At 60.5% G+C, this 13212-nt stretch carries 14 protein-coding genes; 9 read left to right on the forward strand and 5 right to left on the reverse strand.

The window, feature by feature from the left end:
- Positions 1-6 precede the first annotated feature (6 nt).
- On the reverse strand, positions 7-1101 hold the full coding sequence (locus tag AEQ63_RS04105; protein WP_064361877.1) for a GNAT family N-acetyltransferase/peptidase C39 family protein: 1095 nt from the start codon (positions 1099-1101) through the stop codon (positions 7-9).
- Between the two features lie 94 nt (positions 1102-1195).
- On the opposite strand from AEQ63_RS04105, the gene AEQ63_RS04110 reads away from it, so the two are divergent.
- A complete protein-coding gene (locus AEQ63_RS04110; RefSeq protein ID WP_042610229.1) occupies positions 1196-2776 on the forward strand; it encodes a RimK family protein in 1581 nt (526 codons plus the stop codon).
- 3 nt (positions 2777-2779) lie between these two features.
- Complete coding sequence (locus AEQ63_RS04115) at positions 2780-3691, forward strand: magnesium transporter CorA family protein (RefSeq protein WP_042610228.1); 912 nt, start codon at positions 2780-2782, stop codon at positions 3689-3691.
- A 42-nt stretch (positions 3692-3733) separates the two neighbouring features.
- On the opposite strand, the gene AEQ63_RS04120 is transcribed toward AEQ63_RS04115, so the two are convergent.
- A complete protein-coding gene (locus AEQ63_RS04120) occupies positions 3734-4000 on the reverse strand; it encodes a hypothetical protein (RefSeq protein ID WP_064361878.1) in 267 nt (88 codons plus the stop codon).
- 133 nt (positions 4001-4133) lie between these two features.
- On the opposite strand from AEQ63_RS04120, the gene tspO reads away from it, so the two are divergent.
- The 3 genes from tspO (at position 4134) to AEQ63_RS04135 (ending at position 6031) form a co-directional block, all read left to right on the forward strand.
- Positions 4134-4577, forward strand: a complete 444-nt coding sequence (gene tspO, locus AEQ63_RS04125; protein WP_039758892.1) for a tryptophan-rich sensory protein TspO — start codon at positions 4134-4136, stop codon at positions 4575-4577.
- The gene (locus tag AEQ63_RS04130) at positions 4574-5557 is read left to right on the forward strand and encodes an alpha/beta fold hydrolase (RefSeq protein WP_064361879.1); all 984 of its coding nucleotides are present in this window, start codon (positions 4574-4576) and stop codon (positions 5555-5557) included. Before tspO ends, AEQ63_RS04130 begins: the two co-directional genes overlap by 4 nt.
- 222 nt (positions 5558-5779) lie before the next feature.
- On the forward strand, positions 5780-6031 hold the full coding sequence (locus AEQ63_RS04135; RefSeq protein WP_064361880.1) for a DUF2790 domain-containing protein: 252 nt from the start codon (positions 5780-5782) through the stop codon (positions 6029-6031).
- Between the two features lie 69 nt (positions 6032-6100).
- Here the strand turns inward: AEQ63_RS04135 and AEQ63_RS04140 are convergent, their stop codons facing one another.
- Positions 6101-7027 carry a LysR family transcriptional regulator gene (locus tag AEQ63_RS04140; protein WP_064361881.1) on the reverse strand — a complete coding sequence of 309 codons (927 nt, stop codon included), beginning with the start codon at positions 7025-7027 and terminating at the stop codon, positions 6101-6103.
- A gap of 212 nt (positions 7028-7239) precedes the next feature.
- Here AEQ63_RS04140 and AEQ63_RS04145 point away from each other — a divergent pair, with 212 nt between their 5' ends.
- The 3 genes from AEQ63_RS04145 to AEQ63_RS04155 are packed head-to-tail and all read left to right on the forward strand — an operon-like array spanning position 7240 to position 10022.
- The gene (locus AEQ63_RS04145; protein WP_064361882.1) at positions 7240-8676 is read left to right on the forward strand and encodes an NAD-dependent succinate-semialdehyde dehydrogenase; all 1437 of its coding nucleotides are present in this window, start codon (positions 7240-7242) and stop codon (positions 8674-8676) included.
- 10 nt (positions 8677-8686) lie between these two features.
- Positions 8687-9019: a carboxymuconolactone decarboxylase family protein gene (locus AEQ63_RS04150; protein WP_064361883.1), complete on the forward strand. Its 333-nt coding sequence runs from the start codon at positions 8687-8689 to the stop codon at positions 9017-9019.
- A gap of 1 nt (position 9020) precedes the next feature.
- On the forward strand, positions 9021-10022 hold the full coding sequence (locus AEQ63_RS04155; RefSeq protein ID WP_064361884.1) for an NAD(P)H-quinone oxidoreductase: 1002 nt from the start codon (positions 9021-9023) through the stop codon (positions 10020-10022).
- Positions 10023-10087: 65 nt separating this feature from the next.
- On the opposite strand, the gene AEQ63_RS04160 is transcribed toward AEQ63_RS04155, so the two are convergent.
- Entirely contained in the window at positions 10088-11098 is a 1011-nt protein-coding gene (locus AEQ63_RS04160; RefSeq protein ID WP_064361885.1) for a zinc-dependent alcohol dehydrogenase family protein, read from the reverse strand.
- Between the two features lie 157 nt (positions 11099-11255).
- Here AEQ63_RS04160 and AEQ63_RS04165 point away from each other — a divergent pair, with 157 nt between their 5' ends.
- Positions 11256-12170, forward strand: a complete 915-nt coding sequence (locus tag AEQ63_RS04165) for a LysR family transcriptional regulator (protein ID WP_064361886.1) — start codon at positions 11256-11258, stop codon at positions 12168-12170.
- Between the two features lie 12 nt (positions 12171-12182).
- Here the strand turns inward: AEQ63_RS04165 and AEQ63_RS04170 are convergent, their stop codons facing one another.
- Positions 12183-13067, reverse strand: a complete 885-nt coding sequence (locus tag AEQ63_RS04170; protein WP_064361887.1) for a LysR family transcriptional regulator — start codon at positions 13065-13067, stop codon at positions 12183-12185.
- Positions 13068-13212 lie beyond the last annotated feature (145 nt).

Here is a 13212-nt window from a genome sequence, read left to right on the forward strand (position 1 = left end):
CGCGCCTCAACGGGAGCGTAGCATCACAGCTGCGCGAACCCGCTGTACGCCAAATACCGTCATGCGCAGAAATTCTTCGTGGCTGACCGGCAAGTGCTGGCAGTCCAGGCCGCGCTTGAGTTTGCTGTGATCGACATCCGGATCATGCAAATAGACGAAGTCCTGGTCACACGCGGTGATGATCACCCAATGCGGCGCTTTCAAGCGGGTGAATCGGTAGCTGCTGATCAGCACCACCGGTTTGTAGCCGGCCGCCAACGCCGCACCGACATCCAGACTGGACGCCAGCACCTGCTGCACTTGCGTGGCAGCCAGATCTTGGGCAAAACCATCCTCGACCAGCTGCATGATCGACTTTTTCTCTGTGCTGCGTACGCCGTGAAGAAAAAGCGAGCCCTGGTGACTGACCTCCAGGCGCACATCGAAACCGCGCCGCCAGGCGGCCAATGCGAGGCCCTGAGGGCTGCAGCCACCGTGGCCCGCGGTCATGAAAATGGTGGTTGCCTCGCGCCATAGCTGGATTTCCTCCGCTCGGGTCATGGCACGGGTCGGATCGATGGCGGACATCGCCATCAGCAGGCACGCCGCGCCGCAGGTGAATTCGGTGGTCTGCTGGTAGTACGGCACTTGGCGGGCGGGTGCGGGCGCTTCGCACAAGATGCGCTTCTCGTAGCGCAACGCCTCGCAGTGGTCTTCGTAATAGTCCTCGACGCTGGCAAAGCGCTGATAGCCGTTGGCTTCGTAGAGGCGGATGGCAGCGCTGTTGTCCGCGCGCACCTCCAGGCGCAGCCATGCGCAATTGCGCGCCAATGCGCAGGCCTGGGCTTCCTCCAGCAAACGCTGGCCAAGCGCATGTCCGCGCCACACAGGGCTGACGGCGATGGAATACAAGCGCCCCAGCGAAGTGCCGCGGTGAAAAAGCACCAAGGCATAACCGGCAAGTCTTGCGTCCGATGTAGCGACAATCAGCGCCGCATTGGCTCGACTGAGCATCCAGCTGAAGTTGCGCTGATTCAATCTGTCGAGGGCAAAACACGCCCGCTCCAGTTCGAGCAGATCGTCGATATCGTCCATCGACGCAAAGCGAAAATCAAAAGACATGACCGCACCGTAAAGTTTGAGTAACGAACCGGGACAGGCCCAGTGGCCCGTGATTTATTGAAGCGGCGTCTTCTTCAACAGGGATTCATTACTCATGTCAGCGGTGCAAGCCAACGTGAACGAAGTATTAGACAAAACCGAGCATTCGACAATCTCCCTCAGCGAGGAACCTCCCAGTATCAAGCCCTCGGGGAGTCGATTGCTCATACTGGTCGAACGCAAGGATGACTGGGCTGATTACTTGCCCAGCGAGAGCCTGATGCTCGCTCAGGACTACCTTGAACACAGCGACGATTTTCCTCATCGCACCCAAGTCATCAACCTCTGCCGCAACTACAAATACCTCGGTCAGGGCTATTACTGCTCACTGCTGGCCGAGGCGCGCGGGCACAAGGTGTTCCCCTCGGTTCGCACCGTCAGCGAGCTGGCGCGCAAAGCGCTTTACGGGGTCGGGCTGAACGATCTGGAACGCACCCTGGAGCGGGCGCTGGCCAACCATCCATACGGCGAAACCGAGGCTTTCACGCTGTCGCTGTACTTCGGCAAGGCCTCGATCGAGCCGTTGCAAGAGATCGGCCGTCAGCTGTTCGAGGCGTTCCCCTGCCCTATCCTGCTGGTGGAGTTTCGCCGTGGTGAGACCTGGCAGATTGCGGGCATCAAAGCCGGGGCGCTGCACAGGCTTCGCGACGAACAGCAGCACGTTTTCGCTGATGCACTGGATGCTTTCAATCGCAGGACGTGGCGTCAGCCAGCCTCCAAACGTGTGGCCCGATACGACCTCGCCATCCTGCATGATCCTGACGAAGCCCTACCGCCCTCGAACCCCGAGGCATTGCAGCGTTTCATCGCAGCGGGCGAACAGCTGGGCATCGATGTCGAGCTGATCGAGAAAAAGGACTATGCGCGGCTCGCCGAATTCGATGCGCTGTTCATCCGCGAAACCACGCGAGTGGATGATCACACCTATCGGTTTGCCAAGAAGGCGGAAAGCGAAGGCCTTGTGGTGATTGACGATCCGTCGTCCATCCTGCGCTGCACCAACAAGGTTTATCTGGCCGACCTGTTGAAGCGCCGAGGTCTGGGCATGCCCGTAACGGAAATCCTCTACAAGGATCGTCCGCAGGAACTTGAAAATGTCGGGCGTCGCTTGGGTTTTCCCTTGGTACTGAAAATCCCCGATGGCTGTTTTTCACGGGGGGTTATCAAGGTCACCGATGCGCAAGCGCTGGCCACGGCTGCGCAGGAATTATTCGAGCACTCGGTTCTGCTGCTGGCGCAGGAGTACTGCTACACCGAATACGATTGGCGCGTCGGGGTGCTCAATGGCGAGGCGCTGTATGCCTGCAGGTACTTCATGTCCAAGGGGCATTGGCAGATTTACAACCACAAGGCCCTGCCCGGCGAGATCAACGGCATGTGCGAGGCGGTGCCCGTCGAGCAAGCACCGCCCGACGTCGTGCAACTCGCGGTACAGACGGCAGGGCTGATCGGCGATGGCCTCTACGGCGTCGACCTCAAGCAGGCGGGCGATCGGGTTCTGGTAATCGAGGTGAACGACAACCCCAACCTCGACGCCGGCATCGAAGACGCGGTGCTGGGCGACGAACTGTACCGGCGTGTGCTGCAAGCGTTCACGCAAAGGCTCGAGCTCAAACACCGTGGCCAGGCGTGGTGAGCGATGATTGAACGCTATTGCATTGATTGCGGCGCACTGCGCCAGGGCACCGAAGACGAGGCGACTGTCTGGCTGGCCGTCGCCCCGAACGCCGTCGAGCAATCGACGTTGCAAACAAGTCTGGGCATTGGCGCTCAAGTGCTGGAGTCGTCACTGGATCCGGACGAGGTGGCCCGAATCGAAATCAAACCGGATCACCTGTTCCTGATCTGGAAGCGCCCGGAAAGCTTCGACGGGCGAGCATTCAACGTCTCGTCATTCGGAGTGGTGCTGAGCGAAAAGCGCCTGGTGGTTATTTGTGCGAGCAACTCGCTGCTCTCCAGCCTTGAGCAAGATGCGCAAATGACCGGGCCACTGGATGTGCTGATGGCGTTGCTCGCTGAAAGCGTTCATCACTACCTCGGGCATCTGCGCGTGGTCAAACAGATCGCCCGGGAGATTCAGCATCAATTCACCCGTGCGATGGACAATCAGCAACTGGCGCAGATGTACAACCTGAGCGAAAGCCTCGTGTACTACGTGAACGCGATTCAAAGTAACGGCGCGGTGCTGACTTTGCTGCGCAACCACGGCCAGCGCCAAGGCTTCAGTGACGGTCAACTGGAATCGCTGAACGACCTGATCGTGGAAAACGAACAAAGCTTCCAGCAGGCCAGAATTCACGCCAAGGTGTTCGCCAACCTGATCGAGTCCCATGGCAATCTCGCCAACAACAGCATGAACCGGGCGCTGCGCAAGCTGACGCTGATCAACGTGGTGTTCCTTCCGTTGAACCTGATTGCCGGCATCGGCGGCATGTCGGAGTTCAGCATGATGACGTCCGGCGTTCCATGGTGGATGTCTTTCCCGGTGCTGATCGCTTGCATGGGTCTCGTGGGCGCGGGGATGGCGCTTGCACTGCGGCGCATGGCGTGAATCCAGGTCAGGTCCTGCCGCCGCCTGCGCCGCAGTTGAAGGTCAATTAGCCCGGCTGACCACTCGAATATCCGTAATCCCTACCCGCTCGGCCTGCTCGAGAATCTGCTCTGGCGTCGAATCCGCCGTGGGCATGACCAGGCTGTTTTCGGCATCGCCCAGATGTAGTTGCAGCAGATGCATCGCCGCGTCGTGCTCGGCCAGTTGCGCGTCCTTGAGTTCGAGCAGATAAGTACGAGGCTCGCCGTTGAAACGGTATTCGATGTGATAGGTGTACATGTTGTCGTCCGCGTCGGTGGGAAAAGGCACTGTTTATCCTGACGCGACGGTCAGCTTTTAGTTCAGCCTGACTGCCATTTTGCGTTTGCAAACAAACTTTTTGCGCAGCGAAGCGTCCTCTTCTTAACTCTCCATAACAGCTGATCACAGCTAAGGACTGGCAATGACCTTTTTCATCTTCCTCTTGGCCTGCGCGGCGGCGGCAACCACTGGCGTGATGTTCAAACCGGGCCCGTGGTATGAATCGCTGACCAAACCCTCTTTCACCCCGCCCAACTGGGCGTTTCCCGTGGCCTGGACAATCATTTACCTGCTGCTGGCCTGGGCCGGTTATCGCCTGAGCCTGATCCCCGGCAGCCAAACAGTGCTGGCCTTGTGGGCCGCGCAAATCGCTCTGAATACGCTGTGGACGCCGGTGTTCTTCGGCGCGCATCAGGTGCTGGCGGCGCTGGTGATTCTGGCGGTGCTGTGGGTGGTCGTCGCGGTTATGGTCGTGCTCGCGCTGCAACTGGACGTGGTCACCGGGCTGATTCTGTTCCCATACCTGGCGTGGCTGTGCGTTGCACTGGCGCTGAACTGCTCGATCCTGATGAAAAATCGCCTGTGAGCGATTTTCCCTGGCCGCAAGGCGAGCGCGAGCTGGCGCAGGTGCGCGCGTTCAACAAAAAGCTCGCCTGGCTGCCGCGCTTCAAGGTGCGCAATCGAGTCACCCCACGGCTGATTCAGGCGTTGCTGCGGGCGGGTCAGATCGGCGGCGCTGGCAAGCTGCGCCAACATGGGCTGACCGCCGAGCGGAAGATCATCGATACGGTGCCCGTGCGCATCATTCGCCCCAAGGGCAAAGCCAGAGGCGTGGTACTGGATTTCCACGGCGGCGGCTGGGTGATCGGCAATGCGCAGATGAACGACCACTTCAACATCGCCATCGTCAACACCTGCGACGTGGCGGTGGTGTCGGGGGATTATCGGCTGGCGGTGTCGACGCCAATCGAGGGTTTGCTGGAAGACTGTCTGCGCGCCACTCGCGGCATCTTGAACAATGCTGAATTTGCCGGATTGCCCGTAGTAGTCGTCGGCGAATCGGCCGGTGGGCATCTGGCGGCGGCCACCCTGCTCGCCCTTGAATCTTCGCCGCAACTGCTGCAACGGATCTGCGGCGCGCTGCTGTATTACGGCGTCTACGACCTGACCGGCACGCCCAGCGTGCGCACCGCACCCGCCGATACTCTGGTGCTCGACGGCCCCGGGATGGTCGAAGCGTTACGCCTGCTTACGCCGGATATCAGCGACGAACAACGACGCCAGCCACCGCTGTCGCCGCTGTATGGCGATTTCAGCGGACTGCCGCCAGCATTGCTGTTTGCCGGTGAGCTCGATCCGCTGCTGGATGACACGCGGCTCATCGCCGAGCGCTGGCGACACGCGGCGCCGGTGGAAATGCATGTGCTGCCGGAGTGTCCGCATGGGTTTATTCACTTTCCCACGGCCACTGCTGAGAATGTGCTGGCTTACAGTCGGGAGTGGATTTCGGCGCGAGTGGCAAGCTACTCAGTGAAATCCGCCGAGATCAGCCCGGCGCTTTCGTAGCTGCCAATTGCCTGGCGAGCCGTAAAAAACCGAGACAAACAAAAGGCGCCCTCACCGGCGCCTTTTTTTGTTTGCGCTGGACCCTGCGCGATCGTTCACCCCATGCCGATTGTGGCTCAAACCGTAAACAGTCTTTACCCGATCCGCGCCTGTTTCCCCCGCCAGCCGCCGCATAGAGTTTGTTCCAGCAGCACACTCAACTTCAGCAAAGGAACATCCTCCATGAAAGTCTCAATGCTCGTCCTCGCACTCTTCGGCTTCAGCTCGGTGGTCATGGCTCAGGAATCGACTACCACGCCTCCCGTCGAGCAATACACCTACGCCACTCACCTCGACGTCGCCAAAATCATCTCGGAAGATCCCGTGCCGGATGTCTGCGCCGTAGTGCCGGTGCACATGACCTATCAGGATTCCCAAGGCAAGCAGCACATCCTGCAATACGAGGTCATGGGCAGCGGCTGCAGCAACGGCTGATCAAGCCAATACCTCGCACCCCATTGCGTCTCAGAGTGGCTTCGCTGAGACGCAAATGCTTTTACCGCTTCAATCGACAAGTTCCTCAGCAGTGCTCGCCAGCTGCGCGCCAACCCGGGTTTTCAACGTATCGATGAATCGCGTGATCTTCGCATCGACAAACTGGCGAGACGTGTAGACGGCATAAACATTGCGCTCATAGGTGTGGTAATCAGGCAGTACCCGCACCAGCCTGCCGGCACGCAAATCGTCGATCGCCGTGAAGCCTGCCAACAGACCAATCCCCGCCCCTTCGCGAATGGCCACGGCCATTGCATCCATATCATTCACGCTGAAACTCGGCCCGGTCGGGATGAACGTCGCGTCGCCCGCCTTGCTTTTGAGCTGCCATTCATCGCGTACGTAATCCACGGTACCGAGCAGCAGGCATTGATGATCGCAAAGCTGTTCCGGCGTCTCGGGTGCGCCGTGCCGCGCCAGGTATTCCGGGGAGGCCACCAGTACGCAGTGACTGACGCCGATCTTTTGGCTGACATACGCCGAATCCGGTAGCGTGCGCGCGATCAGGATCGACACATCCAACTGATCCTCGAGCAGATTGGGCATGCGCTGGGAGAGCATCAGGTCGACGGTCACTTCTGGGAAGGCCTGGCGATATTCCAGCACCGCGCCGGTCACCAGTTGCCGGGCCAGTCCGGGCACGCAGTGCACGCGTAACGTCCCTCGTGGCTGCAAGGCGGCATTGCTCGCCTCGGCTTCGGCGCTTTCCAGGTCAGCGAGAATCTTCACGCAGCGCTCATAAAACCGCCGGCCCGCGTCGGTCACCGAGAGACGCCGTGTGGAGCGCTGCAACAGGCGGGTGTCGAGCACGTTTTCCAACGCCGAAACCGCACGCGATACGTTACCAACGGTGGAGTCGAGATGGTTGGCCACGGCAGTGAAACTGCCCATCTCGACCACCTTGATGTACACCGACATGTTTGAAAGTTTGTCCATCCTGATCGTCCTGTAGACCTGCAAGCACTGCGGATAACGTCGGATGCTACACGCTCGCTCCTGCGCTCGATATTACCTTCTGGGACAACAATGATTCCCTCTTGGCCGGCTAAATCAAACGGCACGCCTTCCATAGACTGGATTCCACGGGCCGCCTGAACCATTGCGCACAAGGCGCCGAATTCAATCCTCAAACCATGAAGGCGACCTCCATGAACACTCCTTACGATCCGCTCTATCTCTTCATCGATGGTCAATGGCTCACCGCCCAAGACCGCGCGACCGCTGCGGTGGTCAACCCGGCGACCGGCGAGGAAATCGGCCAGGTGCCACTGGCCACCGCCGAAGACCTGGATCACGCCCTCGAAGTGGCCCGACTGAGCTTCGACCAATGGCGCCAGACCGTGCCGGACCAGCGCGCAAAAATCCTCAAGCGCGCCGCCGACCTGATCCTCGAACGCGCCCCGCAAATCGCTGCGCAAATGACGCTGGAAGAAGGCAAGCCACTGCGCGAAAGCCTCGATGAAGTGACCCGTGCGGCGGAGTATTTCGAGTGGTTCGCCGAAAGCGCACGACGCATCGACGGCCGTGTCGTGCCGGCCAATCGACCGGGGGTACTGCAACTGGTCAAACGCCAGGCGATTGGCCCGGTCGCGGCATTCACACCGTGGAACTTCCCGGCCATCACCCCGGCGCGCAAGCTCTCGGCAGCGCTGGCCGCCGGTTGCAGTGTGGTGCTCAAGCCCGGCGAGGAAAGCCCTTCCACCGCGCTGGCCCTGGCCCGGGCTCTGGACGATGCCGGCCTGCCCAAAGGCGTGCTGCAAGTGGTGTTCGGCGTGCCGGATCAAGTGTCCAGCCATTTGATTGCCTCACCGATCATTCGCAAAGTGACCTTCACCGGTTCGGTGCCAATCGGTCGCCTGCTCTCGGCCCGTGCCGCCGAAGGCGTCAAGCCGATCACACTGGAACTGGGCGGCCACGGCCCGGTGCTGGTGTTTGCTGACGCCGACATCGAAAAGGCTGCTGTGGAAGGGGTCGCCAATCGCTTTCGCGGCACCGGTCAGGTGTGTATTTCCTCGACTCGCTTCCTGATCCAGCGCGAGGCCTATGCCGAGTTTGTCGAGCACTTCGTTGCGGCCACCCAGGCGTTGAAAATCGGCGATGGCATGGATCCGCAAACCCAGGTCGGGCCGCTGGCCAACCCACGGCAACTGGCGAAGATGGAGCAACTGATCGCCGACGCCGTCGAGAAAGGCGCGCGAGTGCTGGCCGGTGGCGAAGCGTTGCCGGGCGCGGGTTTCTTCTTTCAGCCCACCGTATTGGCCGATGTGCCGATGAATGCGCGAGTCATGCACGAAGAACCCTTTGGCCCCATCGCGATACTGATGCCTTTCGATGAACTGAGCGACGGGCTGCAAGAAGCCAACCGCCTGCCCTATGGCCTCTCGGCCTACGCGTTCACCTCCAATGCGCGCACCGCGATCGACGTGGCCGATGGCCTGGAAGCCGGAATGATCGGCATCAACCAGTACCGCATCGTCGCCACTGAGTTGCCGTTCGGCGGCATGAAGGAAAGCGGCCACGGTTCTGAAGGCGGCATCGAAGGCATCGAGCACTACCTCACCAACAAATTCATCAGCCAGGTTTAAGGGGATTTCCATGTCGACTATCGATTTCAGCAGCCCACGCGAAGCCGCCCGCGCCTTCACCCCGAAACTGGCGCAATTCGTTGACTCAACGCTGTACCCGCAGATCTGGAGTGACCCCGCATTGGCACCCCGCGAGCGCAGCCTGATCACTGTCGCCGCGCTGATTGCCGGCGGCCACTGCGAAGAATTACCCGCGCACCTGCGCCGTGCCGTAAGCAATGGCGTGAGCCATGAAGAGTTGTCGGCGGCGATCACTCACCTGGCCTTTTACGTCGGATTCCCGGGCGCCATCACTGCCTCGGCGATCGCCAATGCCACCCTTGCCGACACGGAGCAACGCTGAGATGAAAGGCATCAACCTGAAAGAGTTCGGCCCGGCAGAAGTGCTGCAACTTGGCGAAGCTCCCAACCCTGAAGTGCGCCCGACCGATCTGCTGGTGCGCGTCTACGCGGCCGGCGTGAACCGTGCCGACCTGACCCACCGAACCGGCGGCTACGGCCATGCGAACTTCGGCGACTCGTTGATCATCGGCCTGGAGATTGCCGGGGAAGTGCTGGAGACCGGCAGCGAGGTCAGCGGATTCGCCGTCGGCGACAGGGTGATGGGCGTGGTCGGCGGCGGCGCCTACGCCGAACTGGCGCGCATCGACTACCGCATGGCCATGCCGATTCCAGCGCAGCTCGACTATGTGCACGCAGCGGCGATTCCCGAAGTGTTCGTCACTGCCCACGAAGCGATGCTGCACCTGGCCCGACTCAAGTCAGGTGACTCGGTGCTGATCCATGCCGCCGCCGGTGGCGTCGGTTCCGCTGCCGTGCAACTGGCCTACGCTACAGGCGCCACGGTGTATGCGACCACCGAAGGCAGCAAGTTGTCGCGCGTCGAACACCTGGGCGCCGACGTGGCCATCGACTACAAGACCGAGGATTTCGCCGCAGTCATCGCCGACAAAACCCAAGGGCGCGGCGTCGATGTGATCATCGACTTCGTCGGCGCGCCCTACTTCGCGCGCAACATCGCCTCGCTGGCCCACGGCGGCCGCCTGGTGCAGGTAGGCATTCTTGGCGGCGGCGGCAGGGTCGACATGGAGCTGGAGCACATCCTCTACCGGCACCTGCAAATCATCGGCACGGTGATGAAGTCACGCACTCAGCCGGAGAAGCACGCGATGATCCAGCGCTTTCGCGACCACTGGCTGAATCGCTTCGCCGGTGCTGCGAGCCTGGAACCGGTGGTGGACAGCACCTTCCCGCTGTCCCGCGCAGCCGATGCCCATCGGCGGATGGAGTCTTCGCAGAATGTCGGAAAGATTATTCTGACGATGCGGCCGGAGGATTTGCACTAAGACAGACGTAAAAAAGGCCAGTCAGTTGAGCTGACTGGCTTTGGTTTGTCTGACGTTTTCGCTGATCAGCTCACCTTGATCACTACCTTGCCAAACGCCCCTTTCGCCAGATGCTCATAGGCCTCACGCGCCTGTTCAAACGGATACACATGGTCGATCACCGGGCGAATGTCGTGCTCGGCGAGGAACACGTTCATCCGGTCGAACGATGAGCGCGGTGCCACCGCAATGCCGCGAATAGTGGTCTGGCGAAAGATCAGCGGCATCAGGTTCAACTCGACGGTCTGCCCTGTCAGAAAGCCAATCTGCGCAATCCGCCCCGAGGCCTTGGTCGCCGCGACTGATTGATTGATGCCGTTGCCTCCCGCCACATCGAGCAGCAGATCCACACCCTTGCCTTCGGTGAGTTTGAGCACCTCGTCCGCCCAGTTCGGCGTGCTGCGGTAGTTGATGCCGGCGACCGCGCCCAGCCGTTTTACCGCGTGCAGATTGTCATCGCTGCTTGAGGTTGCGATGACTTTGGCGCCCAGCGCGGTGGCGATCTGCACGGCGAAGATCGATACGCCGCCGGTGCCCTGCACCAACACGGTCTGGCCCGGTTGAATCGCGCCGAAATCCACCAGCGAGTACCACGCGGTGAGCGCAGCGATTGGCAGCGTCGCCGCCTCTTCATCGCTCATATTGGCCGGCGCGCCGACGGCGCTGTCCTGGTGGATGATCATGTACTCGGCCAAGCCGCCCGGCAACGGCGAACCGAAGCAATAATCCGGTTCGTTCGGCCCCGGCTCGCCGTCGAGCCAGCGCGAGTACAGATGCGAATTAACCCGGTCGCCAACTTTGAAACGAGTCACACCGTCACCGATGGCGACCACGGTACCGGCGGCATCGCTGACCGGAATCAGCGGTTTCGGCACCAGGTGCGGCTCATAGATACCGTCAACGATGGCCTTGTCGCGAAAATTCAGAGAGACCGCGCCGACCTTGACCAGCAGCTCGCCAGCCTTGGGCTGCGGCGTTTGCGTCTCGCCCAGTTGCAGATTGTCGAGCCCGAAATCTTTCAGTAACCACGCTTTCATGGTGATCTCCAAATGCGTTTATTGGCCGCAAACCCTCAGCAGGTTTGCCTTGGGCTTATGATTGGCTTTCACAGCAGCGCAATAAATACTTGGAAACAGACAGGATTGTTCTATTCTCAGGCAACAAAGCCAGACACTGAAGCTCACCGGGAAAGTCATGGAGTTACTGCAATCGATGCGCCTGTTCGCCCGACTCGCGGAGCTGGGCAGTTTCACCAAAGCCGCCGAGTCGCTGGACATCGGCCGGCCGCAGGTCACTCGCTATATTCAGGAACTGGAAACGTCGCTGGGCGTGCGCCTGTTCCAGCGCACGACAAGGAAAGTGGCACTCACTGCCGAGGGTGAGCTTTTCTATCAGCGGGTCCAGGAAATTCTGGCCGAGATCACCGCCGCCACCACCATGTTCGATCGCACCGGGGCGACACTATCCGGCCGCCTGCGCATCGACATTCCCACGGCGTTCGCGCAGCTGGAATTCATCAAAAGCCTGCGCGAATTCACCGACACCTACCCCGGCATTAACATGGTGCTGGGCGTCACTGATCGCGCGGTTGATCTGGTCGGAGAAGGCATCGACTGTGCGCTGCGCATCGGCGAACTGCCCGACTCAACCCTGATCGCCCGCCCCATCGCTCTCGCGACCATGGTCACCTGCGCTGCGCCCGAGTATTTGCGCGAGCACGGCACACCGCAGACGCTTGCAGACTTGGCGAACCATCAAGGCGTGAACTTTCTCTCGGGCCAGAACAACCGCACCTTGCCCTGGCAGTTTTCAGTTGAGGGCAAACAGAAAACCTACGTCAGCCGCAAGGGTATTACCGTCACCGAGTCGAACGCCTATGTGCAGTGCGGCGTATCAGGCTTCGGCATTATTCAGGCGCCGGGTATTGCGGTGGCCGAGCATTTGGCCAGTGGTGCGCTGGTGGAAATTCTGCAACCGCTGCGCCCGCTGCCTCGGCCGGTGTCGCTGCTGTATCCGAGCCGCACGCATCTGCCGGCGCAGGTGCAAGTGTTCATCGAATGGTTGCAGGTGCGGTTTGTGCAGTTGCACGCAGCGTGGGTGCAGGACTGAAGACCTGCCCCCTCACTCCCAGCCTTGCGCCTCTTCGATAAAGTGCAGCACTGCACTGGAGCGCTCATCGATGCGCGAAATCAGCGACAGCTCACTGACCATTTCCGCCTGATTCAGCGGGATGATCCGAATGCCCGGCATGCTCAAACGAGTGACGGCCTCAGGCACGATACTCAAACCGATGCCCGCCGCCACCAGGCCCGGGATGCTCATCAGTGACGGTACGTACATGATGTTCTCGGGATGCAGCTGGTTCTGTCGGCACGCCTGCAGTGTATGCGAGGTCAGGCCGATGCCGGCGCTGTCCTGCAACAGCACGAACTTCTCGTGGCGCAGTGTCGCCAGCTCACCGCTGAAGCTGTCCGCCAGTTCATGGTTATCAGGGATCAACAAGACCAGCCGTGACTGGCTGAAATGATGGGTGCGCAGACGATCCGGCAAGTGATCCTTGAACACGCGGGCAAATGCCAGATCGAGCTTGTGATCAAGCAACATGTCGAACTGCGCTCGGATCCCGGCATCCACCAGCGACACTTTGACTTCAGGGAATGTGCTGAAGTAATGCCGCAGCAATTGCGGCAGGTTGGCCTCGAACAACGCCGAGTGATAACCGATGTTGATTTCGCCTACCTCACCGCGCCGTGCACGTCGTGCGGCCGCCGTCGCCCGCTCACTGGCCTCTATGGACTGCCGCGCGTGTGGCAGGAATGCCTCGCCGGCGGCCGTCAACACCACGCTACGGTTTTCCCGGCGGAACAATGCCAGCCCCAATTCAGCTTCCAGCGTACGCATCAATTGGCTCAGCGCCGGTTGCGCGATGTCCAGTTGTTCGGCTGCCCGGCTGAAATGCTGAAGCTCGGCGGCGACCACGAAGGCCTTCAGATGACGCAATTCCATTTCAATGATCCATAAGGCTGGCTTATCTATTTATCGTGATTTCGATAATTATTCTCTAGACCGGATGGGCTACTGTCTACTGACTTCGACGATCTGCCCAGGCCAGCGCTGAGCGCAATCGTACGGGGACCCCGTAACCATAAAA

Source organism: Pseudomonas sp. RIT-PI-o, from assembly GCF_001297215.1.
Taxonomy (GTDB): domain Bacteria; phylum Pseudomonadota; class Gammaproteobacteria; order Pseudomonadales; family Pseudomonadaceae; genus Aquipseudomonas; species Aquipseudomonas moraviensis_A.